The organism is Limosilactobacillus mucosae, assembly GCF_013423865.1.
Taxonomy (GTDB): domain Bacteria; phylum Bacillota; class Bacilli; order Lactobacillales; family Lactobacillaceae; genus Limosilactobacillus; species Limosilactobacillus mucosae.
This window is the reverse complement of sequence record NZ_CP058954.1, coordinates 1,465,242-1,489,952: the sequence shown is the minus strand read 5'-3', so window position 1 is coordinate 1,489,952 and position 24,711 is coordinate 1,465,242. Positions and strand designations below refer to the sequence as shown.

At 46.6% G+C, this 24,711-nt stretch carries 27 protein-coding genes and 5 tRNA genes; 22 read left to right on the top strand and 10 right to left on the bottom strand.

What is annotated here, in order from left to right; genetic code table 11:
* Positions 1–51: 51 nt before the first annotated feature.
* Both H0G69_RS07405 and H0G69_RS07400 read right to left on the bottom strand, forming a co-directional pair.
* The gene (locus tag H0G69_RS07405; protein ID WP_180304571.1) at positions 52–660 is read right to left on the bottom strand and encodes a cadmium resistance transporter; all 609 of its coding nucleotides are present in this window, start codon (positions 658–660) and stop codon (positions 52–54) included.
* A 125-nt stretch (positions 661–785) separates the two neighbouring features.
* On the bottom strand, positions 786–1,286 hold the full coding sequence (locus H0G69_RS07400) for a TetR/AcrR family transcriptional regulator (protein WP_180304570.1): 501 nt from the start codon (positions 1,284–1,286) through the stop codon (positions 786–788).
* Positions 1,287–1,436: 150 nt separating this feature from the next.
* On the opposite strand from H0G69_RS07400, the gene H0G69_RS07395 reads away from it, so the two are divergent.
* Positions 1,437–1,577, top strand: coding sequence for a hypothetical protein (locus tag H0G69_RS07395; protein WP_180304569.1), 141 nt, complete (start codon positions 1,437–1,439; stop codon positions 1,575–1,577).
* A gap of 225 nt (positions 1,578–1,802) precedes the next feature.
* Positions 1,803–2,558, top strand: coding sequence for an NADPH-dependent oxidoreductase (locus tag H0G69_RS07390; protein WP_180304568.1), 756 nt, complete (start codon positions 1,803–1,805; stop codon positions 2,556–2,558).
* Positions 2,559–2,828: 270 nt separating this feature from the next.
* On the opposite strand, the gene H0G69_RS07385 is transcribed toward H0G69_RS07390, so the two are convergent.
* The 5 genes from H0G69_RS07385 to H0G69_RS07365 all read right to left on the bottom strand — a co-directional run bounded on the left by H0G69_RS07385 (position 2,829) and on the right by H0G69_RS07365 (position 3,644).
* Positions 2,829–2,912: transfer RNA gene (locus H0G69_RS07385), tRNA-Leu, on the bottom strand.
* A 33-nt stretch (positions 2,913–2,945) separates the two neighbouring features.
* Positions 2,946–3,029: transfer RNA gene (locus H0G69_RS07380), tRNA-Leu, on the bottom strand.
* A 33-nt stretch (positions 3,030–3,062) separates the two neighbouring features.
* Positions 3,063–3,146: transfer RNA gene (locus H0G69_RS07375), tRNA-Leu, on the bottom strand.
* A gap of 33 nt (positions 3,147–3,179) precedes the next feature.
* A tRNA-Leu gene (locus tag H0G69_RS07370) sits at positions 3,180–3,263 on the bottom strand.
* Between the two features lie 93 nt (positions 3,264–3,356).
* Positions 3,357–3,644, bottom strand: coding sequence for a heavy metal-binding domain-containing protein (locus H0G69_RS07365; RefSeq protein ID WP_006500104.1), 288 nt, complete (start codon positions 3,642–3,644; stop codon positions 3,357–3,359).
* A gap of 116 nt (positions 3,645–3,760) precedes the next feature.
* Between H0G69_RS07365 and folB the strand changes: the two genes are divergently transcribed.
* The 6 genes from folB to folP are packed head-to-tail and all read left to right on the top strand — an operon-like array spanning position 3,761 to position 8,193.
* Positions 3,761–4,126: a dihydroneopterin aldolase gene (gene folB, locus H0G69_RS07360; RefSeq protein WP_180305427.1), complete on the top strand. Its 366-nt coding sequence runs from the start codon at positions 3,761–3,763 to the stop codon at positions 4,124–4,126.
* Positions 4,119–4,601 carry a 2-amino-4-hydroxy-6-hydroxymethyldihydropteridine diphosphokinase gene (gene folK / locus H0G69_RS07355; protein ID WP_180304567.1) on the top strand — a complete coding sequence of 161 codons (483 nt, stop codon included), beginning with the start codon at positions 4,119–4,121 and terminating at the stop codon, positions 4,599–4,601. Before folB ends, folK begins: the two co-directional genes overlap by 8 nt.
* Before the next feature lie 8 nt (positions 4,602–4,609).
* Complete coding sequence (gene folE / locus H0G69_RS07350; RefSeq protein WP_180304566.1) at positions 4,610–5,182, top strand: GTP cyclohydrolase I FolE; 573 nt, start codon at positions 4,610–4,612, stop codon at positions 5,180–5,182.
* Positions 5,179–6,453 carry a bifunctional folylpolyglutamate synthase/dihydrofolate synthase gene (locus H0G69_RS07345; RefSeq protein WP_180304565.1) on the top strand — a complete coding sequence of 425 codons (1,275 nt, stop codon included), beginning with the start codon at positions 5,179–5,181 and terminating at the stop codon, positions 6,451–6,453. Before folE ends, H0G69_RS07345 begins: the two co-directional genes overlap by 4 nt.
* Before the next feature lies 1 nt (position 6,454).
* Positions 6,455–7,057, top strand: a complete 603-nt coding sequence (locus H0G69_RS07340) for a non-canonical purine NTP pyrophosphatase (RefSeq protein ID WP_006500099.1) — start codon at positions 6,455–6,457, stop codon at positions 7,055–7,057.
* Positions 7,054–8,193 (top strand): dihydropteroate synthase, encoded by a 1,140-nt coding sequence (gene folP / locus H0G69_RS07335; protein WP_180304564.1) that lies wholly within the window; start codon positions 7,054–7,056, stop codon positions 8,191–8,193. Before H0G69_RS07340 ends, folP begins: the two co-directional genes overlap by 4 nt.
* Positions 8,194–8,282: 89 nt before the next feature.
* Here folP and H0G69_RS07330 read toward each other — a convergent pair whose 3' ends face one another.
* Entirely contained in the window at positions 8,283–8,621 is a 339-nt protein-coding gene (locus H0G69_RS07330; RefSeq protein WP_180304563.1) for a hypothetical protein, read from the bottom strand.
* 154 nt (positions 8,622–8,775) lie between these two features.
* Here H0G69_RS07330 and H0G69_RS07325 point away from each other — a divergent pair, with 154 nt between their 5' ends.
* From H0G69_RS07325 to H0G69_RS07290, 8 genes are all read left to right on the top strand, one after another.
* On the top strand, positions 8,776–9,126 hold the full coding sequence (locus H0G69_RS07325; protein ID WP_180304562.1) for a hypothetical protein: 351 nt from the start codon (positions 8,776–8,778) through the stop codon (positions 9,124–9,126).
* A gap of 81 nt (positions 9,127–9,207) precedes the next feature.
* A tRNA-Gly gene (locus tag H0G69_RS07320) sits at positions 9,208–9,278 on the top strand.
* Positions 9,279–9,786: 508 nt separating this feature from the next.
* On the top strand, positions 9,787–10,683 hold the full coding sequence (locus H0G69_RS07315) for a M48 family metalloprotease (protein WP_180304561.1): 897 nt from the start codon (positions 9,787–9,789) through the stop codon (positions 10,681–10,683).
* A gap of 320 nt (positions 10,684–11,003) precedes the next feature.
* Positions 11,004–12,692, top strand: a complete 1,689-nt coding sequence (gene argS, locus H0G69_RS07310; protein ID WP_074505204.1) for an arginine--tRNA ligase — start codon at positions 11,004–11,006, stop codon at positions 12,690–12,692.
* 284 nt (positions 12,693–12,976) lie between these two features.
* Complete coding sequence (locus tag H0G69_RS07305) at positions 12,977–15,076, top strand: PBP1A family penicillin-binding protein (protein ID WP_180304560.1); 2,100 nt, start codon at positions 12,977–12,979, stop codon at positions 15,074–15,076.
* A gap of 66 nt (positions 15,077–15,142) precedes the next feature.
* Positions 15,143–15,520, top strand: a complete 378-nt coding sequence (locus tag H0G69_RS07300; RefSeq protein WP_006500091.1) for a YlbF family regulator — start codon at positions 15,143–15,145, stop codon at positions 15,518–15,520.
* A gap of 53 nt (positions 15,521–15,573) precedes the next feature.
* On the top strand, positions 15,574–16,539 hold the full coding sequence (locus H0G69_RS07295; protein ID WP_180304559.1) for a 3'-5' exoribonuclease YhaM family protein: 966 nt from the start codon (positions 15,574–15,576) through the stop codon (positions 16,537–16,539).
* A gap of 101 nt (positions 16,540–16,640) precedes the next feature.
* Positions 16,641–17,600 carry a peptidylprolyl isomerase gene (locus tag H0G69_RS07290; protein ID WP_338124761.1) on the top strand — a complete coding sequence of 320 codons (960 nt, stop codon included), beginning with the start codon at positions 16,641–16,643 and terminating at the stop codon, positions 17,598–17,600.
* Positions 17,601–17,696: 96 nt separating this feature from the next.
* Here H0G69_RS07290 and H0G69_RS07285 read toward each other — a convergent pair whose 3' ends face one another.
* Together H0G69_RS07285 and H0G69_RS07280 are read right to left on the bottom strand one after the other, a co-directional pair.
* Positions 17,697–17,921 (bottom strand): hypothetical protein, encoded by a 225-nt coding sequence (locus H0G69_RS07285; RefSeq protein WP_180304557.1) that lies wholly within the window; start codon positions 17,919–17,921, stop codon positions 17,697–17,699.
* A gap of 2 nt (positions 17,922–17,923) precedes the next feature.
* Entirely contained in the window at positions 17,924–18,352 is a 429-nt protein-coding gene (locus H0G69_RS07280) for an HIT family protein (protein WP_033935318.1), read from the bottom strand.
* A gap of 131 nt (positions 18,353–18,483) precedes the next feature.
* Between H0G69_RS07280 and H0G69_RS07275 the strand changes: the two genes are divergently transcribed.
* The 6 genes from H0G69_RS07275 to H0G69_RS07250 all read left to right on the top strand — a co-directional run bounded on the left by H0G69_RS07275 (position 18,484) and on the right by H0G69_RS07250 (position 24,688).
* Positions 18,484–19,221, top strand: a complete 738-nt coding sequence (locus tag H0G69_RS07275) for an ABC transporter ATP-binding protein (protein WP_270362035.1) — start codon at positions 18,484–18,486, stop codon at positions 19,219–19,221.
* Positions 19,214–20,407, top strand: coding sequence for an ABC transporter permease (locus H0G69_RS07270; protein ID WP_180304555.1), 1,194 nt, complete (start codon positions 19,214–19,216; stop codon positions 20,405–20,407). The genes H0G69_RS07275 and H0G69_RS07270 overlap by 8 nt, the downstream gene beginning before the upstream one ends.
* Before the next feature lie 9 nt (positions 20,408–20,416).
* On the top strand, positions 20,417–21,061 hold the full coding sequence (trmB, locus tag H0G69_RS07265; protein WP_006500083.1) for a tRNA (guanosine(46)-N7)-methyltransferase TrmB: 645 nt from the start codon (positions 20,417–20,419) through the stop codon (positions 21,059–21,061).
* Positions 21,062–21,447: 386 nt separating this feature from the next.
* The gene (gene deoC / locus H0G69_RS07260; RefSeq protein ID WP_033935315.1) at positions 21,448–22,122 is read left to right on the top strand and encodes a deoxyribose-phosphate aldolase; all 675 of its coding nucleotides are present in this window, start codon (positions 21,448–21,450) and stop codon (positions 22,120–22,122) included.
* Between the two features lie 47 nt (positions 22,123–22,169).
* Complete coding sequence (locus H0G69_RS07255; RefSeq protein ID WP_180304554.1) at positions 22,170–23,366, top strand: phosphopentomutase; 1,197 nt, start codon at positions 22,170–22,172, stop codon at positions 23,364–23,366.
* A 23-nt stretch (positions 23,367–23,389) separates the two neighbouring features.
* Positions 23,390–24,688: a pyrimidine-nucleoside phosphorylase gene (locus H0G69_RS07250; protein WP_048345306.1), complete on the top strand. Its 1,299-nt coding sequence runs from the start codon at positions 23,390–23,392 to the stop codon at positions 24,686–24,688.
* Positions 24,689–24,711 lie beyond the last annotated feature (23 nt).

Sequence of the window (24,711 nt, the reverse complement as noted above, 5' to 3'; positions counted from 1 at the left end):
ATTAAAAATGAAAGGCATGCTACCGATTTCAAATCGGGGCATGCCTTTTAGTCAGCTAAAATATGCTAATAAATGAGTTAACGTGCCGCATTCATAAAGAAGATAGCCGCCAAGGCCAAGATAGACCAGTGCGCTGAGTTGATTGCCATGTTTTTCTAAAATGTCAGCTACTACTGGAAGATGAACCAAACTCATCGCAAAGCAAAATACAATAATCAGCATTAAAGCAAAGATCAGTAGGGTAACGTAGATTTCTTCAAGAGTTGTCATGGCAGCAAATAGTGGTGTATAGATACCAAGATTATCGGCACTGCATGACGTAACCGTAAGCAGAGCCACGTAACTGCTTAGTTTGAAGCCAGTTAAGTCAGCTTGAATGTTTTGATCGTCGTCCTCATTGGAAAAGAGCAGTCGGCAGCCAAAATACAGCGGAATGATGCCTAAAAAGCCCAACATCCATTCTGCAGGTACGGTATGCAGAATTAGTCCTAAAATCAAAGAACAGCTTACCAAAATGATAATCCCAATCACATTGCCAATCAGGATATAGCGGTATTTTTTAGGCGCCTTGCTTTGCGCAAAAAAAGCCATTAAGAAGCCAAGATAGTCCAGGTTAGTCGAAAGATAGGCAGTTACAGCCGAAATAATCGTGTTAAGCATGAAAAACTTCCTTGTAGATTAATAAATTAAGTTGGTTGACCAATGTGGCAAATTTGTTAACTGTTACAGCAAAAAAGTTGACGATGTAGTTATTGAAGTCTGCCAAGCTTAATTAAGCTTTTGAGCTAGTTTGGATACAAGACAGCGGGATTTTTATATTCAGTGCGGATGATTTCCAACATTGTTTTAGGACTTTCTTGACAACCGCTGTTTAGCCATTTTTTGATCACGGCAGTAATACCAGCCCGAAAGAACTCGCCGTGATAATCGATGAACTGATTGTCATAGAGCTTAGCTACCAGTTCTTGATCGTAGTGGATGATCTGGTAGTCAATATCAAAGCCAAGCTTAAAGTAGGTCTTATAAAACGTCTGATTGGCCTGAATACTTTGAAACAGCTGCAGATAGTTTTCTTGTGAAGCTCCGCGCTGATCGTCAAATAAACTGACATATTCAGCCATCATGCGCTCGCGAACCTGGTCTTTAAGATTATAAATATCCAGATAATTGGCGTAAAAAGTCGTGCGGTTGACCTTAGCCAGCTTACAGATCTGAGTAACCGTGATGCGTTCTACAGGCTGGTCTTGAGCCAGTTTTAAACTGTGATGTTTTTTAGCTGGTTTCATATCGTTTGCTCCATTCAGTCGACAAATCGTCCTTGATTGATGACTTTTTTCATTTATCAATATTATATTAAAAATCACCGATAATCACCGATATCAGTTAAGAATTTAAAGAAGAAGGATAATATGAAAAAAGAGACACTTTAGGAAATTATGATTGGCACGGTTGATGGGATTTGGCATGAGCAAGACCATGCGGGGAAGCGTCAGTGCAGAGATGATCATTGGGCTGGTTTGCTGCTGATCTGCGTGCTGGATTATCCAGTCTATCTTTACGTCAGCAAGAAGCAGTAAATTTAGCCAATGATTTTGGTACATGGGGATGTTATCCAGAAGGCTGATTAGCGATTCAACATGAGAACTGAACTCTATGTTGATGAAGAACAAGGCGGCGAAAAGTTTACGACTTTATAAGTTAAGGTTAAAAATGTGATTGAGTTAGGCGAAAATTGCTGCTTGAACAATGACTGGATTGGCGTTAAAGTGTAAAGAATCTCTTACAAAAAGGAAGTCGAAAGCATGCTTCACAACTTTACTATCGATCATCAATTAAATCACCGCACGATTCGTAAATTCAAAGATCAGCCGCTTACGGAGGAACAGTTGACAACGCTGTTTGAAGTTGCACGGCAGACCTCCAGCAGCGAGTTTCTACAGCAGATGACGATCATTCGCGTAACCGATCCGCAAAAACGGGCCGCGATTCGTGCCGTCAGTGCCCAGCCATATGTTGGGGCGGAAGGCGAATTGCTGATGTTTATCACTGATCTGCATCGTAATGAGCTGATCCGGCACCATCAAGGAAATCTTGACGATCGTCGCATTGAAAAAACCGAGATGTTTCTGCAGGCCTATGAAGATACCGTCCTAGCCGTGCAAAACGTTTTGAATGCCGCGGAAAGCATGGGGTTGGGCGGTGTGATTCTGGGGTCGATTCAAAATGAGCCTGCTAAGATCATCAAGACGCTGCATCTGCCTAAGCATACTTTTCCAACCTTGGGGCTGCAGCTGGGCGTACCGGATCAAAAACCGCAGCTGAAACCTCGATTGCCATTGGACAAGATCGTTTTTGAAAATGAGTATCAAGATATTGATCCGGCCAGCTTAAAAGACTATGACCAAATCGTAAATACCTATTATGATCTGCGGGATGCCAATCGACGCATCGACACGTTTACTGATCAGGTCAACGGTCCCAAGCTCAATGGCACGCCTCAGGTTCGCGATCAGATTGCTCAAGTCCTCCACGATCAAAAACTGTGCCTGGACTTATAAAATATCCTGGCTTCGTTGAAAATGACTGATTAATTCGCTATGATCAAACTATAAGGTGGTGGTCAGATGCCTGAATGGTTTGAAAAGACAATGCGGATTATCGTTTTAGGAATCTTTGTTTTTGGCATTATCTGGTTTGGCTATCTGATTTTACTGAAAGTCAGTGGTCAATGACCAGCACGCTTAAAAAGCGACCGGCAGCAGTGCTGATCGCTTTTTTGACGACTATATAATAAAAAAACAGCCGTATATCAACGACTGTTTAAGCAATGCCCCAGACAGGATTCGAACCTGTACATGGTTACCCATACAACGACCTGAACGTTGCGCGTCTGCCAGTTCCGCCACTGGGGCATTTAAAATGTTAAGTTAAGGCTAAAAAGCCAATGCCCCAGACAGGATTCGAACCTGTACATGGTCACCCATACAACGACCTGAACGTTGCGCGTCTGCCAGTTCCGCCACTGGGGCATTTAAAATGTTAAGTTAAGGCTAAAAAGCCAATGCCCCAGACAGGATTCGAACCTGTACATGGTCACCCATACAACGACCTGAACGTTGCGCGTCTGCCAGTTCCGCCACTGGGGCATTTAAAATGTTAAGTTAAGGCTAAAAAGCCAATGCCCCAGACAGGATTCGAACCTGTACATGGTCACCCATACAACGACCTGAACGTTGCGCGTCTGCCAGTTCCGCCACTGGGGCATCTCAAATTTAATTGATTAATTGTTGCCTAAGACAACGATATTAACTATACCGTTAATATTAAAATATTGCAAGCGAATTTACCAAAAAAAATCAACTTTTTTGATTTAGCAGCTGCACCATCGTTCCATAACCGGTTAAGACCAGAAATTTAGGTGCGACTTGGACGTTGGCGACATTGGTGGTAAAACGGACGCCAACGATTCCATCAGCACCTTTTTCACTTGCTTTTTGCTTCAGCTTCTCTTCAACGGCTGGAAAAAGCTGATCAAAGGCCTCAAATTCATCGATAGCCTCGCTGGGCAGCATCAGGTGACTGGTTGCATTAACGATGCCAAGCGATTTATGCGGTGATGGCAGATTTTCGGTCATTAAGAACATGGCTTCACTTCCTTAAAATTTATCAATATTTATTTTAGCATAAAGATTTTGCATCGGGCACGGGTGCGGTATAGTGGTTGTATTGAATTTTGAAACCAGGTAAGGAGAGGATTATCATCGGGCGCATCAGGATCAATAATATGAAGTTTCATACCTATAACGGCGTATTTGCCGAAGAAAAGAAACTCGGACAAAAGCTGGAGATTGACGTCGACATGCAGTATCCAATTGAAGAACGGGTTCAGCATGATGATTTGAACGAAACCGTCAGCTATGCGGATGTCTATGATACTATTCAGGATTTTGTTACGACGCATTCTTTTGACTTGATCGAAAGCGTGGCCAATCAGCTTTTAAAAAAGATTTTAGCAGACTACCCAAGCTTGCAGCAGGTTACTTTAAGAATTCGCAAATACAGTGTGCCGATTGATGGTGTTTTTGACAATGTGGAAATTGAAGTAGCGGGGGTTAACAATGACTAAGCGGGCCTATTTAAGTATCGGTACCAATCTGGGCGACCGTTTTGACAATCTGGCACGCGCGTTGGACCTGTTGATGCGCAATCCGGCCAATCAAAATTTGAAGGTCTCGCCAATCTATGAAACCGAACCAGTTGGCGGCGTCAAGCAGGATGATTTTTTAAATATCGCTGTTGCGCTAGATACCAATCTAACACCGCTTGAGCTGCTTCATTGGCTGCAGATCATTGAAAAGTCACTGCATCGACGGCGGCTGATTCACTGGGGACCACGGACGATCGATCTGGATATCGTTCTTTACGAAGATGAAGAATGGCAGACGGCGAATTTAAAGATTCCGCATCCTGAAATGGGCAATCGTCGGTTCGTCCTGCAGCCGTTATTAGACGTGATGGATGATGATCCGGTACACCAAGCTTGGATCAAGCGGCTGCTGCAAAACACCACGGATCATAACTGGATTCGTCCAGTAGAATAGGGGAAATTATGGATCAAGAAAAAATCAAGCACGCGGTCAGTGAGCTTTTAGAGGCATTTGGCGAGGATCCGCAGCGTGAGGGCCTTAAAGAGACGCCAGAGCGGGTTGCCAAGATGTATGCTGAAATTTTTGCCTCTTTGAACCACCAGCCAGAAGACTTCAGCAATTATAAGACTTTTCATGTTGATGATCAGCCAGAAATGGTCCTGATCCAGCAGATTCCGTTTTACTCAATGTGTGAGCATCATCTGCTGCCGTTCTTTGGCAATGTCAGTGTGGCTTACGTGCCACGCGACGGCAAAGTCATCGGCCTAAGCAAGATTCCGCGGCTGGTCGATTTTGTCGCTAAAAAGCCTGGAATGCAGGAGCGGCTGACCACTGAGCTGGCTAATGAGCTGCAGCGGATCTTAAACCCTAAAGGAATTGCAATCAAGGTCGCAGCTCGGCATATGTGCATGGAGATGCGGGGAATCAATAAGACCGGTCAGTTTACCTATACTTCTAAATTTACCGGTGAGTTTAAAGATGACCTGGCACTGCGCAAAGAGTTTTTAATGCAGACTAAGGACCTGGTCAAATGAGCTATGAACGAATCATTGCCAGTCTAAATCCACAGATGCGTGGTGGCGACAACGATCGGGTAGGCATGCTCAGGCGGGTGTTGGCAAAGCTGAATCATCCTGAGCGTCAGTACCGAATCATTCATATTGCTGGGACCAACGGCAAGGGATCGACTGGCAGTCTGATCGTTAATTTTTTGCGGGCCGCGAATTTAAAAGTCGGTCATTTCAGCAGTCCAGTAATGGTTGATCAGCGTGAACAGATTCAAGTCAATGGTCAAATGATTACACGCGCGGATTATGTTGCGGTTTATGAAAAAATCAAACGGCAGCTGCCTGATGATCTATCAACGGCTGATCTAACCGTTTTTGAATGGTGGACGCTGATTATGCTGCAGTATTTTGCCGACCAGAAAGTTGACTGGGCCGTCATCGAGTGCGGCTTGGGCGGTCAAAATGATGCCACCAATGCGATTGAGGCTCCCGAACTGGCGATCATTACGCACATTGCGCTTGATCACACGCGAATTTTAGGACCCGCCATCAAAGACATCGCACAGGCTAAAGCTGGCATCATCAAACCGGGCAGTCAAGCGGTTATTTTAGCGCCACACCAAGAACCGGCTGCTTTTCAAGAGATTTTAAAAAAGGCGCAGGCATGCCAGGTGAGCTTTTTGGACAGTGAAAAGCAGGCTGCAATCAAGGTGTTGGATCAAAGCTGGTCGAAAACACAGCTGCAGATCAAGACGGCAGCCATTGACTCAGTATGCAGTTTTAGGCTTTTAGGCGCTTTTCAGCTGGATAATCTCAAAACTGCATTGATGGCTGTTGATTGGCTGAATCAAACCGGTACAGAGATCACAGCAGAACAGATCAAGAAAGTGTTGGCGCAGATTACGATTCCCGGGCGTCTGCAGCAGATCGGTACGCATCCTTTATGTTTTTTGGATGGCGCGCATAATCCTGACGCGGCATCACGGCTGATTCAAACACTCAATCAATTGGGATACCCCAAAAAACTAGTCTTGGTACTGGGATTTTTAAAGGACAAAAACGTTGCTCAAATGGCTCGGCAATACGCGCAGCTGGATGCCCAGATTATTTTGGCAACACCAGATCAGCCAAAACGCGCTCTGCCAGCTGAAGAGCTGCATCGGTATCTGCCGACTGCCATGGTGATTGATGATGCCTGGACTGCCTATCAAAAAGCCGTTGCATTGGCAGACCCGAGCGGTATGGTGCTGGTAACAGGATCGTTTTATCTGATCAAAGAAATTGAGGCGAGAATTTAAGATGACGACACAGAGTTTTGTAATTGCAACTCATAATCCAGCCAAGCAGCGCGAAATCGGTCAAATTCTGGAATTTTACGGCACCCGTGGAATTGCCTATGATCAATTGACGGTGCGGCAAGAATTTCCAGCAGAAGGCAAGCGCAGCTACGAAGAAAACGCCACAAAAAAAGCCCAGTTCATCAGCCGGCTGCTGCCTGATCAAAACGTGATTGCCGATGACTCTGGACTTGAATTGAAAGCTTTTCCGCAAAAGTTTGGAATTGAGACTGCGCGTCAGCTAACCCCGCATTTTGCCACCAAAAGCGATATGAATGATGGTATTATTCAATTGGTTAATGGTCATGACCGACATTTTGTCATGAAAACCGTAATTGCACTGGCAAGAAACGGTCAAGTCGTTCAAATTGCTCATGGAGAATTGAGCGGAACGATTGCCACAGCTCAGCATGGTAATGAGGGTTCAGGATTCGACCGCATTCTGATTCCAAATGGTCTTGATCATACGCTGGCCGAGATGGATTTTGCCAGTTGGGTTGCCTATTGTCATCGCAGCCGTGCCGTTAAGAATCTTTTAGACCTAATGGAGGAAACATCGAAATGAAAATTGTTGAAAATACAAACATTGCTAACCTGTCTCCGCTGGCCTCAGCAATTTATGACAAGCTGGCTCATAATCAGCAGATGCTTTTTTTAACCTGGGAATGCAAAGATGATGAACTGACCAATCAAGTTGCCCATTTTTTGAATCATTTTGATGCTGCCATTGCGCATTTAAAAGGCAAGGTTGAGTTCATGCTGCCACTGACGGCCTTTCATTTAATGGCTCACCGTGCAACCAGTAAATGGCCGGCTGATGAGGAGCTGTGCCGCTCGCTAGCTAAGATTGCGGCCAATCATACCGTATATTGGCGGGCGGGCCGGTTTGACTTTAACGTTTCGGCCAAGCCAATCATTTATGGCATTATGAACATTACGCCCGACTCGTTTTATGATGGCGGACGCTACAATACTCCAGAAGCCATGCGTGAACATATTCGGCAAATGGTTGCGGCAGGTGCCGATGTGATCGAGGTTAACGGTCAAACCACCAAGCCGGGGGGCTTTAAAGAAGTCTCGCCAGAAGAGGAATTGGCGCGGATCGTTCCTGGAATCAAAATGCTGCAGGAAGAATTCCCCAATGTAGCCATTGCCGTTGATACCTATAAGCTGCCGGTGATGGAAAGAGTTCTGGAAATGGGTGTTGATATCATCAACGACGTGCAGGCCTTTGACGATCAGCGGAAACTGCTGCTGTTAAAGAACAGTCGCGCTGGCTTGGTAACGATGCACAGCAGCCGGGACCGCGAGTATGGCAATCTGACCGTTGAAATGAAGCACTTCTTTGAGCATAACCTGGCTAAGATCTCAGAAGCCGGCATTAACCTGGATCGGGTAATTATTGATGAGGGAATCGGCTATTCTAAGGTTGCCGATGGTGAGCAGGACTATGCAATGATGCGCAATATTGATGAATTCCGCTACCTTAACCGGCCGATCATGGTTGCCATCTCACGCAAGGGCTTTGGCAAGAAATTGTTTGATCTGCCAAAAGATGAGCGGCTGCCGGTTACGCTGATTGCGGAAACCTACATGTATCTGCATGGTGGTCGGGTCTTGCGTGTTCATGACATCGAAGAAACGCGTCAGCTGGTAAAAATGATCGATACGATTACGGCTGGATATTGGCAGCGCGGCTGATCAACAGTATCGGCACTGACTAAGATCGGTCGCATCGTTAGGTCATTCTTGCGGCGTTGGACGGATAAAACCTGATTAATTGGCTTTGATTACCAAATATTGATAATGACGTTGATGATTAAGATCAGGTAGGTAGCCCCAAACAGCCAGGGACTGCCAAAGGTTTCGCGTTTTTGTCGAAAGGCGGCCTCAATTGCAAGCAGCACGACCAGCAACCAAATGATACGGCCGACAAACAGCAGCGGATGCAGACGGAAAAACATTAGCGTCGTTGCCAGAGCCGTAATGGCCGCGACAATCAATGCCAAGCGCGTGAGGACGAACCAGTCACTGACGCGCTTTTCCATTTTGGCATGCAGTCCCATAAAAGCAGTGACGAAAAGAGCAATTGCACAGATGGCATCGATTAAAGTTAGGGTTTTGATCATTTGAAAGGCCTCTTTTTTAAAGTTTTAGTTGTTTAAATTTTATCATTTTTTACCTGATAAAACCGGGTTTGATACGTGATGCTTGAATTTTGCCGCAAAAAGAGTAAACTATCATGTATTGCTATCAATCGGGAAAATTGACGAGGTGAATTGCATGCTTTACAAGATTGGCGATGTTGTCAAAGGCAAGAAGTTTGGCCCCATGGATCATGACTTTTCCGGGGAAGTCGAAAAGGTTTATGAAAACTCGATTATGATTGCCATTCAAGACTACGATCCGTCTGACCAGAGCGGTGTCAACGAATTGAACGGTCGCGCAATCATTCGCAAAGATGAGGCCAAGATGTTAAAGGCGGTTCCACGGACGACAGAAGACAAGGAAGCCGAAGTGGAAGCAGAGAAAGAAGAAGCCGAAAAAGAGGCTAAAAAGACGACTGGTAAGAAGGCGACGCGGGCACGACGCTCTTCAAAGGTACGCATTGAAAAGCCAGCCGACAAGAATTAGTTTGAAAAAATCAAATTACTTGATGACATTTTTAAATTAATGAGGTATACTTGCTAAGTAAGTTATTTTTACTTAGCTTTTGCGGGTATAGTTCAGTGGTAAAACCCAACCTTCCCAAGGTTGTGTCGCGAGTTCGATTCTCGTTACCCGCTTAGTTGAAAGGGATGAGCAGACTGCTCATCCCTTTTTTATTTATCCGATAATTTTAATGACATCAAAAACTGCCATCATGACGATTATTATGCAGAAAATCTTGTATAAAACATCTGACGAAAATCTCATTACCTACTTTTTTCAAAAAAGCGATGTAATAGTAGGTAAAAATCAATGTATATCGAGTTAGGGTATCCTAACATTCATTACCTACTATTGATCAAAAAGCCCCCAATAGTAGGTAATCTCTTGGCCAATAGCCGATTAAGTCCTTATTTTCTTCACAAAGGCAGTTCGCTGATGATCATAAAAGCAGCTGACGACTGAATTTATGGTGGCAGCCCCATCCATCAACTGAAAAGACTTGATGAGGACCACGGCTTTCCCATCAGCATGCAGATTGCAGACAAGTTTGGGCAAACGCACCTATCTGCACATTTTGAAATAATGCTGGGCGTAAGATCGTTTCCTTTTTGGATTATAATTAATGCATAGGGGGAAGCAAAAATGCTGTTTGAACAGATTGCTCGTAATCGCCGGCATACGATTTGGCTGCTGATTTTTATGGCAATTATCGTTTTGGCGGTTGGCTTAGTGTTTGCTTGGGCATTTGGTACCGATTGGATGTGGATCTTTTGGCTGGCTGGTTTTGGTTATCTGGCTTGGTTTTACTGGCATTCGGCGACGGTTTTGATGAAAATCAATGGTGGTCGGCAGGTCGATGAAAAGTCTGCCCCGCGTCTTTATGAGCTGGTGACGGAACTTTGCTTGGCCAGTGGATTGCCAATGCCCAAAATCTATCTATTGCCGATTGACTGTCCCAATGCGTTTGCGACCGGCTGCGACCCTGAGCATGCTAGTTTAGCGGTAACCAGCGGACTGCTTGAAATGATGAATGACGAAGAACTGCGCGGTGTTTTGGGACATGAGCTGGCGCATATCAAAAACTATGATATCCGAGTTACCACGATTGCGATGTCGCTGCTTGAGCTGGTTCGCTATTCAGGATGGGGGCTGCTGATTGCTGGTCTGGGATTGCTGACCGTCAAAACCAGGGCCGGGATCATCAAGCTGATCTTTTGGATGATCGGGGCCAGCCTGGCAGTAGTTGGCGGTTTGATTGCCATTGTTGGGATTCCATTGGCTAAGATCGCGTTTTTTGCCATCTCAAGAGAGCGCGAATATCTGGCTGATGCCGGGTCAGTAGAAATAACGCGTGATCCTAGTGGCTTGATCAGTGCACTTGAGAAATTGAAAAATGATGATCACCAGATGCCAACTGACGATGCGGCCACCAATGCCATCTGCTTTAATGCCAAGCAAGGAAATTGGCTGATGAAGCTGTTTGATACGCACCCGCCATTGGAAAAACGGATCGCCCGACTAAAAGATTCGGCATCTTAAAAACGCACGAGCTGAGAAGATGAATCGCGTGAAAAAATTCATTCTCGTAACAAACATGTAACTTGCCTTTTTTAATTGAACTGGTATAATCTGAAATTGTATAAAAAGCTGAAGAATATTAGAGAGGTAGCCGCTGGCAAGCGAGCCTGCGTTGCTGGAAGGCAGGTGCAGCTGGTCTCTTGAACGCGCTTTGGTAAGACATTTAAATATCATTTGAGTGGAATGTTGCACATTCAACTAGAGTGGTACCGCGGGAAATTTCTCGTCTCTAATGGACTTTGGGGTTCGTTGGAGACGTTTTTTTATTTAGGAGGTTAAACATGGACGAAAAGACACAGGTTGCTACGGCGCTGCAGACTGCATTGCCAGATATGAGCATTGAAGACATCAAAAATAAGTTGGAACGGCCAAAAACCAGCAAGAACGGGGACTACGCTTTCCCAACCTTCTTTTTGGCTAAGGAGCTGCACAAGGCACCACAAATGATTGCTGGTGAATTGATTGAAAAGATCGACCAAACTGGTTTTGAAAAAGTCGTTGCAGCTGGTCCATACATCAACTTCTTCTTGGACAAGGCCAATGTCGGCGCAGGGATCTTAAAGGAAATTTTGGCTGACCCAGAACATTACGGTGACTTGGATCTTGGTCACCAAGCCAACGTTACGATCGACATGTCTTCACCAAACATTGCCAAGCCAATGAGTATGGGTCACCTGCGTTCGACGGTTATCGGTAACGCAATTGCCAACATCATGAAGAAGGTCAACTACAACCCAATCAAGATTGACCACCTTGGCGACTGGGGGACCCAATTTGGTAAGCTGATGGCCGCCTACGAAATGTGGGGCGATGAAGAAGCTGTCAAGGCTGACCCAATCAATACGCTGCAAAAATACTACGTTAAGATCAACACGGAAGCCGACGAACACCCAGAATATGCCGAAGCTGGTCGTGAATGGTTCCGGAAGCTGGAAGATGGCGATGAAGAAGCCGTTCGTCTGTGGAAGTGGTTCCGGGCTGAATCCTTGAAGCGTTTCATGAAGGTCTACGATATGCTGGACGTTCAATTCGACTCCTACAATGGTGAAGCCTTCTACAACGACAAGATGGATGAAATCCTGCAGCTGCTCAACGACAAGCATTTGCTGCAAAAGAGTCGTGGTGCCGGCATCGTTGACCTGTCCAAGTACGACTTGAATCCAGCCATGGTTCAAAAGTCAGACGGCTCAACGCTGTACATGACGCGTGACCTGGCTACGGCCCTGTTCAGAAAGCGGATGTACGGTTTTGAACAGTCGCTTTATGTTGTTGGGGCTGAACAAAGCTACTACTTCCAACAATTAAAGGCTACGCTGGCGACGATGGGCTTTACCTGGTCTAAGCAGATTCACCATATTCCATTTGGTCTGATGACGCTGAATGGTAAGAAGATGTCAACGCGGAAGGGTAATGTCGTTCAACTGGAAGAAGTGCTGGACGAATCCATCAAGCTGGCTCGTCAACAAATTGCCGAAAAGAACCCTGACCTGGCAAATGCCGATCAAGTTGCTCAAGAAGTCGGCGTCGGCGCAATCGTCTTCCATGATTTGAAGAACGAACGGACCAACTCAATTAACTTCAAGCTGGAAGATGCCGTTAAGTTTGAAGGTGAAACCGGTCCTTACGTTCAATATGCGCATGCTCGGGCTGAGAGTCTGCTGCGCAAGGCGGGCAACCCAGATCTTGCTGGTGCCGACTTGAAGCTTAATGATGAAGAATCATGGAACATCATCAAGCTTTTGGGACAATACCAAGAAACGATCAAGCGGGCAGCTGTTAAGTACGACCCATCCCTGATCGGCAAGTACGCTCTGTCACTGGCCAAAGCCTTCAACCAATACTACGCTCATACGCGGATCCTGGTTGACGACGACCAAAAGCTGGCGCGGCTGGCACTGGTTCAAGCAGTCAGTGATGTTTTGAAGTCTGCTCTGGCATTGCTGGGCGTTAAGGCTCCAGACGAAATGTAGTCAATCTCAATGGCTTAAGGGCTGACAACTGCTGGCAATTGAAACCAGACGATTATCGATTCTGACCAGATCAAATCAATCAAGAAGGCTCCTTGCTTCAATGACTGAAGTGAGGAGCTTTTTTGATAAATTGACGATACCGGCAGCTGATCTTCAATGATGAGTTTCAAGCATGATTGTTTGCGTTTTGGATAAGTTTTAATGGACTGACTTGGCGACTGATCCCAAAAAGGACTGATTGTGATAAAATTACGTGGTGAATTTCAAGCATGAGGAAAATTTAAATGAAACAACCAATATCTGATTGGAAAGTACGTTTTAAAGCCTGGCTGGGCAAGACCTGGCATGCTTTTTGGACGCGTTTTAAGTATTTATGGCATCGTTTTCAGCTGACGCGCTGGATTATCGTTGTCCTAATGTCGCTGTTTTTGGTGATCAGCATCTATTTGACGTTTGTTGCCAAGACAGCCAATGTTAAGGATCTTGAGCGACGATTGGAACAGCCGACCATGATCTACGACAGCAAGGGTAAATCGGCCGGCAGTCTTTATTCGCAAAAGGGAACCTACGTCAAGCTTAGCAAGATCTCTGCAAACGTACCTGACGCAGTGCTGTCAACTGAGGATCGTCGTTTTTATCAAGAGCACGGCTTCTCGGTTCGCGGCTTGGGACGGGCGGCACTGCTGCTGGTCAAAAACAAGCTATTGGGTCGTGACTATATTTCAGGCGGGGGTTCGACTTTGACCCAGCAATTGGTAAAAAATGCCTTTTTGAGTCAGGAACAGACCTTTTCGCGGAAAGCCAAGGAAATTTTCATTGCGATTGAGGTTGAGAATCAATACTCCAAAAAACAGATTCTCACTATGTATCTCAATAATGCCTACTTTGGCAATGGCGTCTGGGGCGTGCAGGACGCGGCCAAGCGTTATTTTAACGAAGACGCCAGCGAATTAACGGTTCCCCAGGCGGCCACGCTAGCAGGGATGCTGACCTCGCCAGGAATTTATGATCCCGTCAAGCACCCGGCGGCCACCAAGTCACGGCGGAATGTGGTCTTGCAGCTGATGGTCGAAAACAAGAAATTGACCCAGTCGCAGGCTGATGCCTATAAAAAGACACCGCTAACGATTACCAATGGCTATACCAGTCCTGACACTTATAAGTATCCATACTACTTTGACGCCGTAATCAGCGAGGCCGTCAATACCTACCATCTGTCAGAAAAAGACATTATGAACAATGGCTACAAGATCTACACAACGCTGAATCAAAATCAGCAAAAGGCCATGCAGGATACCTATGATGACGACAGCAACTTCCCAGACAGCTCCACCGGCTCAACGATGGTTCAATCAGCCTCAATTGCCATGGATCCCAAGACTGGCGGAGTAACGGCAGTCGTTGGCGGTCGCGGCAAGCACGTCTTTAGAGGCTACAACCGGGCAACCCAAATGCGGCGGCAGCCTGGATCAACCATTAAGCCGATCGTCGTCTACACACCGGCACTGGAAAAAGGATATTTCTATGACTCAACGCTGCAGGACAAAAAGACGTCTTATGGCAGCAATCACTATACGCCGAAAAACTATGACAACACATACAGCGGCAGCGTGCCAATGTACAAAGCACTGTATGAGAGTCTCAATGCTCCAGCAGTCTGGCTTTTGAACAAGATTGGCGTCAATGCCGGCTACCAGATGGCTGAGAAGTTTGGACTACCGGTTGAAAAGAGCGACAAGAATCTGGCTTTAGCGCTGGGTGGGATGTCAAACGGCGTGTCGCCTCAGCAGATGGCCCGTGCCTACTCGGTCTTTGCCAATGGCGGTAAATTGCCAACTGCGCACTATATCGTCAAGATCGAGGATGCAAACGGCAAAGTGATCAAGCGTTATCGAGCCAAACCCGCTAAGCAGATCATCTCTAAAAAGATCAGCAACGAGATGACCAGCATGCTGTTGGGCGTCTTCAAGCATGGAACCGGGGTATCGGCAAAACCAGACGGCTATGAGCTGGCCGGCAAGACTGGGACGACTGACTCGGGAATTGGCGATGGTGATCGCGACAAATGGATCGTTGGCTACACGCCAGACATTGTCGTTGCAACCTGGGAAGGCTATGACAGTACGACTGAGTCTCAGCAGTTGGCCGATGTTACCAGCAAAAATATCAGTGTGCTCTACAAGGCTGAAATGAGCGCGATTCTGCCAGAAACAGCCGACACGCAGTTTACGGTCAAGGATGCGCAGGCTAAGGCTACGGCTAAGCAAAATAAGACCAGCAGCAGTTGGTGGAGCAGTTTTGCCAACAACTTAAACGACAGCGGCAGCACGCTCAAGCAAAAGGCCAGCGATTGGTGGAGCTCTTTGCAGTCGATGTTTCAGTAGCTTTGCCTTAAGCGGTGCATAATGTTACAATCTAAAAAGCAATGAATTATAGGGGGTAGGCCGATTATGGTTGTCAATATCTACGACACGGCAAACGAAATGGAGCGCCAAATGCGGGAAACGCAGGAATTCCAAGCATTGAAGGAAGCTTTTGCAGAACTTAAAAAGGATGAGGATGCATTTGGTACTTTCCAAAAATTCCAAGAAAAGCAGATGCAGGCTCAACAAAAGCAAATGCAAGGCGTTCAGCTGACGGAAGAAGAAATCAAGGAAGTTCAAGACTTGGCTAAAGAAGTTGGTCAAAAAGACGCCATTAAAAATCTGATGGTTAAAGAACGCCAGCTTGACGACATGATTCAACAGATCAGCAAGACGATTACGGCACCAATTGCGGAACTGTATCGCGAAGCTATGCCGGAACAAAACGGCGGCGCGGAAAAATAGTTTTTAAAACGGAATCGTAGCTTGCGGTTCCGTTTTTTAAAGGCGGTGAAAAAATGGCCAAATTGATTGCTCAATACCAAGATGGCGAGGAAATGCAGCTTTTTGCCCTGATCAAAGAAGCAGCAGCTAAGACTACCAGTGCCGGTAAGCCTTACCTGGCACTGACTTTGGCTGATGCTTCCGGTGAGATTGGCGGAATGCGCTGGGATGCGTCACCAAAAGACATTGCCGAACTGCAGGCTGGCAAAGTCGTCAGCGTTAAAGGCCAGCGCGAAACGTATCGCGACCGGCCCCAGATCAAGATTGAAACAATTCGTTTGGCTGGTGACGATGAGCCGCATGATCCGCTGCTGTTCGTTCCGCGGGCTCCAGAAACGACGGCCCAGCTAAAAGCAGGCTTTCGCGAGTTTTTTGATCTGATCGATGAACCGGTTTGGAAAAAGATTGCCGGGCACCTGTTTAGCAAGCACGGCGACAAACTATTCTCTTATCCAGCAGCCAAGAGCAATCATCATGCTTTTGTAGGCGGTCTGGCCTTTCACACGCTGTCAATTCTACGGCTGGCGCGCTCGGTTGAGGCTCAGTATCCGGGAATCAATGCTGCCTTGCTTTATACTGGGGCAATGCTGCATGATCTGGGCAAGACCATTGAACTGAGCGGACCGATCGCGACCCAATATACCGTGATGGGGAACCTGATTGGTCATATCTCGCTTCTGGACGGCGAGATCGTGCAGGCCTGTGACGAGCTGGACCTTGATCCCGAGGCACCCAAGGTAATTCTGCTGCGGCATATGATTCTTTCTCACCATGGTTTGCTGGAATATGGCTCACCGGCGCGGCCCCAGCTTTTGGAAGCCGAGATTCTGCATCAGCTAGATGAATTGGATGCCTCAATCATGACGATTCAGACGGCCTTGAGGCAAACCGCGCCTGGCGAGTATACGGATCGTTTGTTCAGCTTGGATAATCGCCGCTTTTATCGACCGACCAATGAAGAAACTTTGAAGAAAAGCTAAACATTGTCTAAGCCGGGTTTAATCTGGGATCGGTTGTGTTATATTAGATTGGTAAATTTATCACGAGTAAATTCTTAACAAACTAAAGGATGTGTAATTTAGTGAACGCAAAGAAAAAAGCTTTGGCAATTTTAGCCGGAATTTCTTTAATGCTGCCATTGGCTGCCTGTGGCAATAAGGCTGTTGCAACGACTAGCGGTGGCAAGATTACCGAAAGCGAATACTACAGCAGCATGAAGCAGACTTCTGCTGGTAAGCAGGTGCTGCAGCAGATGATCTTGGATAAGGTACTGGAAAAGCAGTATGGCTCGCAAGTCTCCAAGAGCAAGGTCAACAGTGAATACAATGCCTACAAGAAGCAATACGGTTCATCATTCTCAACCGTTCTGCAGCAAAATGGCCTGACTACCAAGACGCTTAAGCAGCAGATTCGCTCCAATCTGCTTTTGCAAGCGGCCGTTCGCCACTACTCCAACTTCTCCAACAAGGCTTTGAACAAGCAATGGAAGAAGTACCAGCCAAAGGTTCAGACAGCAGAGATCCTGGTTGGCTCAAAGTCTGATGCTCAGGCAATCATTGACGAGCTGAACAACACTTCCGGCGACAAGTACAAGGCATTCAAGAAACTGGCCAAGGAAAAGTCAACGGATACTTCAAACAAGAGCAATGGTGGTAAGGTAGCAGCCTTTGACAACACTGATACCTCGCTTGACTCAGCTTACAAGAAGGCAGCCTTTAAGCTTAAGACTGGCGAATACACGACGACGCCGGTCAAAACCGACAGCGGCTACCAAGTCATCTACATGATCAAGCACCCAGCCAAGGGTAAGAAGAGCAACCACATCGCTCAATTGAAGCAGCAGATCGTCGAAGAAAACATGAATGATTCGACTTTCCTGCAAAACGTTGTCTCCAAGGTTCTGAAGAAGGGCAATGTTTCAATCAAGGACAGCGACTTGAAGAACATCTTGGATGAATACTTGATGACCAGCTCCAGTTCAACCAGCTCGACTTCCAGCTCCAGCAAGAGTTCGAGCTCGGCTTCCAGCTCCAGCAATTAATCAAAAAGGATTGCATCTGATATGCAATCCTTTTTTGGCAGCATTGGAAAAATTAAAATGGGACTCCTTGTCTAAAGGCAGGGGGTCCCATTTTGGCTATGCTTGATATTTTGACAACAGTTTTTGGATCTTGATCAGTCGCGGCTCATTTTTAAACTGCCAAAGATCAATGGCATGCTGGGCAGCGCGGGTAAACTCACTGACGCCATCCATTGCCTGATTCAGCTTGATTACGCTCTGATTAAGCTTAACCAGCTGCGTCTGTAGATTCTTAGCGGCGCTTAAAGTATCGCGACCAGCGTTTTTGAAGTCGTCGAACATGACTAGTCACCGAATTGATCGATAATCGCCTGTTGAACAGCTTGATACTTCTGCTCATCATATTGGCCCGAGTTGTCCGAAAACGTAATGCCAAAATCATCTTGGTCGCTGTAGCGCGGAATCAGGTGAATGTGGGAATGGAAAACGGACTGGTAGGCTACGGCGCCATTGTTGTTTAAAATATTCATGCCCTTGATGTCAGGGTTGGAGTCGCGAATGGCCCGGGCAATCTTTGGCAGCCGGCTAAATACGGCAGCTGCCAAGTCGGAGTCATATTCAAAGATGTCTTGAACGTGCTTTTTGGGTACGACCAGCGTGTGGCCAGGCGTGTTTTGCGAAATGTCCAAAAAGGCTTTGACGACATCATCTTCGTAGACCGTGTAGCTAGGAATCTCACCATTGATAATCTTGCAAAAAATACAATCTTCCATTCTGAGAATACCTCTTTTCAATTTTTTTTAAGTATAAACGAATTTTCCAAAAACTGCACCCTTAGTCGATTATAATCAGTATGGTATAATTACTCGGTTAGGCAAGCAAGAAAGACAAAGAAGGGATGACAATGGCGCTGGAAGTTGAACATTTAACGGGTGGCTATTCTCAGCTGCCGGTTTTAAAAGACGTTTCTTTTAACGTGCAGCCAGGCGAACTGGTCGGCCTGATCGGTTTAAACGGGGCCGGCAAGTCAACGACGATCAATCATGTTATCGGCTTGCTACGGCCGTTTTCAGGATCAATTATTTTAAATGGTCAAAATCTGCAGGAAAACGCCGCGGCTTATAAGCGTCAAATCGCCTATGTGCCGGAAACGCCGATCCTGTATGATGAGCTGACGCTAAAAGAGCATTTGGAACTGACGATGCTGGCATATGGCCTGGATCGAGATCTGACTTGGCAAAACGCCCATCAGCTGCTGAAAATCTTTCGCTTGGACAATAAGCTGGACTGGTTTCCGGCCAACTTTTCCAAGGGGATGAAGCAAAAAGTCATGATCGTCAGTGCTTTTATGACGGACGCCAAGCTGTTCATTGTCGATGAGCCGTTTTATGGCCTGGATCCACTGGCAGTTCATGACCTGTTGAATCTGATTGAGGAAAAAAAGGCACAGGGAGCAGGTATCTTGATGTCGACGCACGTTTTGGACACGGCACAGCGCTACTGTGATCGCTTTATTCTGCTGGCACATGGTCAGGTAAAGGCGCATGGTACGCTAAAGGAACTGCAGCAAAAAGCCGCTGGCGCCGGAGAAACGCTGGATGACATTTATCTGCGCTTGGCAAGGGATGAGAGCGATGAATAGTCTTTTTAAGAAACGGCGGCAAGCCCATCTGCTGCGGCTGATGAAGTATTGGCGGCTGGTATTTAATGACCAATTCACGATTGCGCTGTTCTTTATGATTGGCGCACTGGCCTATACCTATGCGCAATGGCTCAAGACGCTCAGCCCTGGCATATGGTGGATTCGCTGGCTTTTGATTTTATGGTTCGTCTTGGTAATGCAGGTCGGCCGCTTTGCTACTTTGCTGAAACCAGCCGATCCCGTATTTTTGCTGCCGCAGTCTGATGGCATCAAGAAATACCTCAACCAGGCGTTTTTATACAGTCTAATATTGGGCGAGCTGATGTCGCTGGGGCTTTTGATTATCGCGCTGCCCTTAGCTCTGATTGACATCAGACTGACCGCGCTAACCATTTTGGAATTGCTCTTGGCAGGCTTTGTTGCTAAGCTTTCCTGGATGGAGTTGGCCAAAGCCCAGTTGAGTCTGCAATGGTCGCGGTATGCCAAGCAATTACGGCTGGGACAATGGATCGCACCGCTTTTAATCGGTATGCTCAGCTGGCTGATTGCGCCGGTCTGGGGCTGCGGGAGTGCGGTGTTGATCTATCTGGTCATTAAGATTGGGTTGCAAAAGCAGGATCTGGACTGGCGAGCGGCCGTTGATGCCGAGCAGAAGCGGATGTATGACGTTTATCGTTTCTTTAATCTGTTTACCGACGTGCCTAGCGTTAAAGGTGGGATCAAGCGGCGAACTTGGGCCAATGGCTTGATTCACTGGCTGACGATTCCTGATCATGCCTGGTCTTACCTATACGCACGCGGCTTTTTGCGGGATACGGAAACCAGCAGCCTGGTAGGCAGATTGACGATCGTCGGGATGCTGATCGTATTCTTCGTGCCATTGGGCTGGCTGCGCTGCTTACTGGCACTGCTGTTTATTTATTTGATTGCCATGCAGCTGATGCCATTTGCACAGCATTACCAAAACAATGTCTTTACCCATCTCTACCCGATTGAGCAAACAACGCAGCTGACTGATTTCCAGGCGCTTTTAAAAAAGGTCATGATCAGCTTGGGTCTGCTGCTGATCTTGGCCAGTCTTGGTACTGAATTTGACTGGATGAGTCTATTGAGCTGTCTGATTCTAGGCGGTCTGGAGCTGTACTGGCTGATTAATTTTTATTTCAAAAAGAAAATGCAAAAGTGAGGATAACCAATGCGAGTAAAACACAAAAAATGGGCAGAACCACTGATTGAGGCCCATCCTGAAAAAATCACCACTGATCCGGCTCAATTTAAAGGCAAGTGGCAGAGCCGTTTTGCCAAAGAGCAGCCAATCTGGCTTGAAGTCGGCATGGGCAAGGGGCAGTTTGCAATCGGCATGGCCAAGGCGCATCCGGAAGTTAATTTTATCGGTTTAGACGTGGTTTCCACCGTGGCTGGGATTGCCTTGAAAAAGTCGCTGGAAGATGAAGAACTGCCAAACCTGCAGTTTATCTGTGCCAATGGAGCGGGTTTGGATGAGTTTTTTGCGGACGGTGAGATCGATCGGCTGTTTTTGAACTTTTCCGATCCTTGGCCTAAATCGCGACATGCCAAGCGTCGATTAACCTACAAGACCTTTTTGGCAAACTATGAAAAGGTTTTGGTGCCAAAGGGAACGATTGAGTTAAAGACTGACAACATGGGCTTTTTTGAGTTTTCACTGGTCAGCATGAATAATTATGGCATGCAGTATGATGGTGTCTGGCTGGATCTGCATCATAGTGATGAAAATGAAAATAACGTTGAAACGGAATATGAACAAAAATTTGCGGCAAAAGGGCAGCCAATCTACAAACTGAAGGCTCACTTTGCTTAAATATTGAAACGGTACAGTCTGGCATTGATTCAACATCACTGCCAGATTTTTGGTTTGGTCATTTTGCGGAGCTGCCTGGCAGATTTAACGATACCAATCGTTTGCGGGAAAGCAGGTAATGATGATTTTATCGTATATCATTATGCAGAATTTATTGAATAAAAGATGTGGCTGAATTTTTATCAACTGCAGAAAGCGTTGGATGCCAATCAAAGAAGATTATATTTTAAGCGGCTTTGTCACGGGATAACTCCCATGGCAGAGCCGTTTTTAATTGCTTTTAAAAATTGTTCATGCAATTTAGGAAAATAATTTCTATAAAAGTATGGAATTTATTTCAAAACGTGGTATAGTAAAAGCGTTCACTAATGAAAGGGGTTACAAAAATGAAACTTACAGTAGCACAACTAGCCAAATACATGGACCACACGATGCTCAAGCCAAACGCCACTCAAGCAATGATCGACCAATGCATTGACGAAGCTATCAAATACAACACGGCTTCAGTCTGCATCAATCCATATTGGGTCAAGCACACTGCTGATCGCTTGAAGGATACGGATGTCAACACCTGCACGGTCATTGGTTTTCCGCTGGGGGCTTCCACGACTAAGATCAAGGTTGCCGAAGCAGTTGATGCCATCGAAAACGGTGCTGATGAGATTGATATGGTCATCAACATTGGTGAATTGAAATCTGGTCACCAAGAAATCGTTGAGCAGGATATTCGCGAGGTTGCCCAAGCTGTCCACGCTCACCACAAGCTTTTGAAGGTAATCATTGAAACCTGCCTGTTGACTGATGAGGAAAAAACGATTGCCTCTAAGCTGACGGTAGCTGGCGGAGCCGATTTTGTTAAGACTTCAACCGGCTTTTCAACTGGCGGTGCCAAAGCTGAAGATGTGGCATTGATGCGCAAGGCAGTTGGTCCCGACTTTAAGATCAAGGCTTCGGGTGGTATTCATCATTTAGATGAAGCCTATGCAATGATCGAAGCAGGAGCAAACCGCTTGGGAGTTTCCGCTTCGGTCCAAATTCTAGAAGAAGCTGCTCGGCAATAAAATTGGTTTGAAACGTCGCTTAAGATCGATTCAGGGGAGGAAAGATTATGACGTATCAACGAGTATTTGGCATTGTTTTGGATTCTGTAGGGATTGGCGAGGCACCTGATGCATTGAAGTTTGGTGATGATGGTGCCGATACCTTAGGCCACATTGGCAAATGGTATCAAGGCAAGCTGGCATTGCCTAACTTAGCCAAACTGGGACTAAGCAACATTCGCCCGGCCGATCCGATTCAAGGCGTGCCGACAGCTGATCCAGCAATGGGCTGCTTTGGCAAGATGGCTGAGATTTCGGCCGGTAAGGACAGTATGGATGGTCACTGGGAAATGATGGAGCTGCCGGTTAAAAAGCCGTTGTCAACGTTCCCAAACGGTTTTCCTGACAGCATCATTCAAAAACTGGAAGCCTTTTCTGGTCGTAAGGTGATTGTCAACAAGCCATATTCAGGGACGGAGGTTATCCATGACTACGGCGAGCAGCAGATGAAAACCGGTGATTTGATCGTCTACACTTCGGGCGACTCGGTGCTGCAGATTGCGGCGCATGAAGACGTGATTCCGGTTGAAGAACTCTACCGCATCTGCCGTTATGCGCGGACACTGGTCAATGGTCCTGAATACACGGTTGGCCGGATTATTGCACGACCATACGTTGGCCCAGACAAGGATCATTTTGTCAGAACGGCTAACCGGCATGACTTCAGCCTAGAGCCAACTGGTGAGACTGATCTGGATCATTTGAAGGCAGCTGGTCTGGACGTCATTGGAATCGGTAAGATCAATGACATTTTCTCTGGTCATGGCATTACGGAAGGCTATCACAATGAAAGCAATATGGATGGCATGGACCATGTTGACCATGTAATGAAAGAAGATTTTCATGGCTTCTGCTTTGTTAATTTAGTCGATTTTGATGCTATGTATGGTCACCGGCGCAATCCAGAAGGTTTTGGCAAGGCTTTGATGGACTTCGACCAACGCTTGGGAACGGTGCTTGAAAACATGCGGGAAGACGATCTGCTTTTGATCACGGCTGACCATGGCAATGATCCTTGCTTCCGCGGTACGGACCATACCAGAGAAGTGACGCCGCTGCTAGCTTACTCGCCGTCAATGAGGCACCCAGGCCAGTCGTTGGGAACGCGTGGGACGTTTGCTGATTTGGGGGCAACGATCATGGAAAACTTTGGTGTTACCGGCAATCAAGTTGGCACGAGCTTTTTATCAACGATTGAAAACTAGCTAATTATAAAGGGGGATTCATCATGCGAATGGTGGATGTAATTGACCAAAAGCGCAATGGCGGCGTTTTGAGCGATGAGCAGCTGCAATTCTTTGTTGATGGCGTGGTCGACGGCTCGCTGCCTGACTATCAAATCAGTGCTTTGCTGATGGCGATCTATTTTCAGGGGATGACGGATCGTGAACAGACGCAGCTGACAATGAAAATGATGCATTCTGGTGAGCGGCTTGATTTGTCTAAGATTCCTGGGATTAAAGTTGACAAGCATTCAACTGGCGGCGTGGGCGATAAAACCAGTTTGCCACTAGCTGCGATGGTCGCCGCACTGGGAATTCCGGTACCAATGATCTCAGGTCGCGGACTTGGCCATACAGGTGGAACATTAGACAAGCTGGAGGCTATTCCAGGTTTTCAAGTTGAATTAAGCGAGCAGGATTTCATCAAGCAGGTTGCTGAAGAAAAATTGGCAATCGTTGGGGCAACGCGTGACGTCGCGCCAGCTGATAAAAAGATCTATGCTCTGCGTGACGTTACCGATACGGTTGATTCCATTCCATTGATTGCCAGTTCAATTATGAGCAAAAAACTGGCTTCCGGAACCGATGCTTTGGTAATTGACGTTAAGACCGGTGCCGGGGCCTTTATGAAGACTGAGGACTCCGCCGTGAAACTGGCTAAAGCATTGGTAGCAATCGGCAAACAGGCTGGATTGAAGTGTGAAGCCGTGATCTCAGATATGAATCAGCCTTTAGGATCCAAAATCGGCAACACGCTGGAAATTGAAGAGACGCTGGATCTTTTAAAGGGCAAAGGACCAAAAGATCTGCTGGAGCTGGTCTTGGAACTGGGTAGCCGGATGGTCGTGATGGGACAGCAGGCGGCCAGTCTGGCAGAAGCCCGCGCCAAATTGGAACAGACGATTGCTGATGGTTCGGCACTGGCTCGCTTTAAGGCAATGATCAAGGCTCAGCATGGTGATCCAAACGTGGTTGATGACTACTCGCTGATGCCGCATGCCAAGTATCAAATTGAATATCCTGCTCAAAAAGGCGGCGTAATTGCCAAGCTGACCGCAGATGAGATTGGAATGGCCAGCATGCTGATGGGCGGCGGTCGTCAAAAAGCCGATGATCAGCTGGACTATGCGGTTGGGATTGAGCTGCATAAAAAGATTGGCGATTCGGTTCAAAAAGGCGAATCAATCATGACGATCTGGAGCAACCGTGAAGATATTGATGACGTCAAAGAACTGCTGGATCAAGCCGTTGCGATTAAAGAGTCAGCTCAGCAGCCAACTTTGATTCACGAGACGATCGAATAGGAATTATTTATAAAATACGAGGA

Excerpts from the sequence above, each read along its gene's own strand:
- H0G69_RS07250 (WP_048345306.1), top strand. The coding sequence starts at position 23,390 with ATGCGAATGGTGGATGTAATTGACCAAAAGCGCAATGGCGGCGTTTTG.
- argS (WP_074505204.1), top strand. The coding sequence starts at position 11,004 with ATGGACGAAAAGACACAGGTTGCTACGGCGCTGCAGACTGCATTGCCA.
- H0G69_RS07395 (WP_180304569.1), top strand. The coding sequence starts at position 1,437 with ATGATTGGCACGGTTGATGGGATTTGGCATGAGCAAGACCATGCGGGG.
- H0G69_RS07390 (WP_180304568.1), top strand. The coding sequence starts at position 1,803 with ATGCTTCACAACTTTACTATCGATCATCAATTAAATCACCGCACGATT.
- H0G69_RS07255 (WP_180304554.1), top strand. The coding sequence starts at position 22,170 with ATGACGTATCAACGAGTATTTGGCATTGTTTTGGATTCTGTAGGGATT.
- folK (WP_180304567.1), top strand. The coding sequence starts at position 4,119 with ATGACTAAGCGGGCCTATTTAAGTATCGGTACCAATCTGGGCGACCGT.
- H0G69_RS07405 (WP_180304571.1), bottom strand. The coding sequence starts at position 660 with ATGCTTAACACGATTATTTCGGCTGTAACTGCCTATCTTTCGACTAAC.
- H0G69_RS07305 (WP_180304560.1), top strand. The coding sequence starts at position 12,977 with ATGAAACAACCAATATCTGATTGGAAAGTACGTTTTAAAGCCTGGCTG.
- H0G69_RS07315 (WP_180304561.1), top strand. The coding sequence starts at position 9,787 with ATGCTGTTTGAACAGATTGCTCGTAATCGCCGGCATACGATTTGGCTG.
- deoC (WP_033935315.1), top strand. The coding sequence starts at position 21,448 with ATGAAACTTACAGTAGCACAACTAGCCAAATACATGGACCACACGATG.
- H0G69_RS07300 (WP_006500091.1), top strand. The coding sequence starts at position 15,143 with ATGGTTGTCAATATCTACGACACGGCAAACGAAATGGAGCGCCAAATG.
- H0G69_RS07345 (WP_180304565.1), top strand. The coding sequence starts at position 5,179 with ATGAGCTATGAACGAATCATTGCCAGTCTAAATCCACAGATGCGTGGT.
- trmB (WP_006500083.1), top strand. The coding sequence starts at position 20,417 with ATGCGAGTAAAACACAAAAAATGGGCAGAACCACTGATTGAGGCCCAT.
- folE (WP_180304566.1), top strand. The coding sequence starts at position 4,610 with ATGGATCAAGAAAAAATCAAGCACGCGGTCAGTGAGCTTTTAGAGGCA.
- H0G69_RS07295 (WP_180304559.1), top strand. The coding sequence starts at position 15,574 with ATGGCCAAATTGATTGCTCAATACCAAGATGGCGAGGAAATGCAGCTT.
- H0G69_RS07285 (WP_180304557.1), bottom strand. The coding sequence starts at position 17,921 with ATGTTCGACGACTTCAAAAACGCTGGTCGCGATACTTTAAGCGCCGCT.
- H0G69_RS07400 (WP_180304570.1), bottom strand. The coding sequence starts at position 1,286 with ATGAAACCAGCTAAAAAACATCACAGTTTAAAACTGGCTCAAGACCAG.
- H0G69_RS07325 (WP_180304562.1), top strand. The coding sequence starts at position 8,776 with ATGCTTTACAAGATTGGCGATGTTGTCAAAGGCAAGAAGTTTGGCCCC.
- H0G69_RS07340 (WP_006500099.1), top strand. The coding sequence starts at position 6,455 with ATGACGACACAGAGTTTTGTAATTGCAACTCATAATCCAGCCAAGCAG.
- folP (WP_180304564.1), top strand. The coding sequence starts at position 7,054 with ATGAAAATTGTTGAAAATACAAACATTGCTAACCTGTCTCCGCTGGCC.
- H0G69_RS07270 (WP_180304555.1), top strand. The coding sequence starts at position 19,214 with ATGAATAGTCTTTTTAAGAAACGGCGGCAAGCCCATCTGCTGCGGCTG.
- H0G69_RS07365 (WP_006500104.1), bottom strand. The coding sequence starts at position 3,644 with ATGTTCTTAATGACCGAAAATCTGCCATCACCGCATAAATCGCTTGGC.
- H0G69_RS07275 (WP_270362035.1), top strand. The coding sequence starts at position 18,484 with ATGGCGCTGGAAGTTGAACATTTAACGGGTGGCTATTCTCAGCTGCCG.
- H0G69_RS07330 (WP_180304563.1), bottom strand. The coding sequence starts at position 8,621 with ATGATCAAAACCCTAACTTTAATCGATGCCATCTGTGCAATTGCTCTT.
- H0G69_RS07280 (WP_033935318.1), bottom strand. The coding sequence starts at position 18,352 with ATGGAAGATTGTATTTTTTGCAAGATTATCAATGGTGAGATTCCTAGC.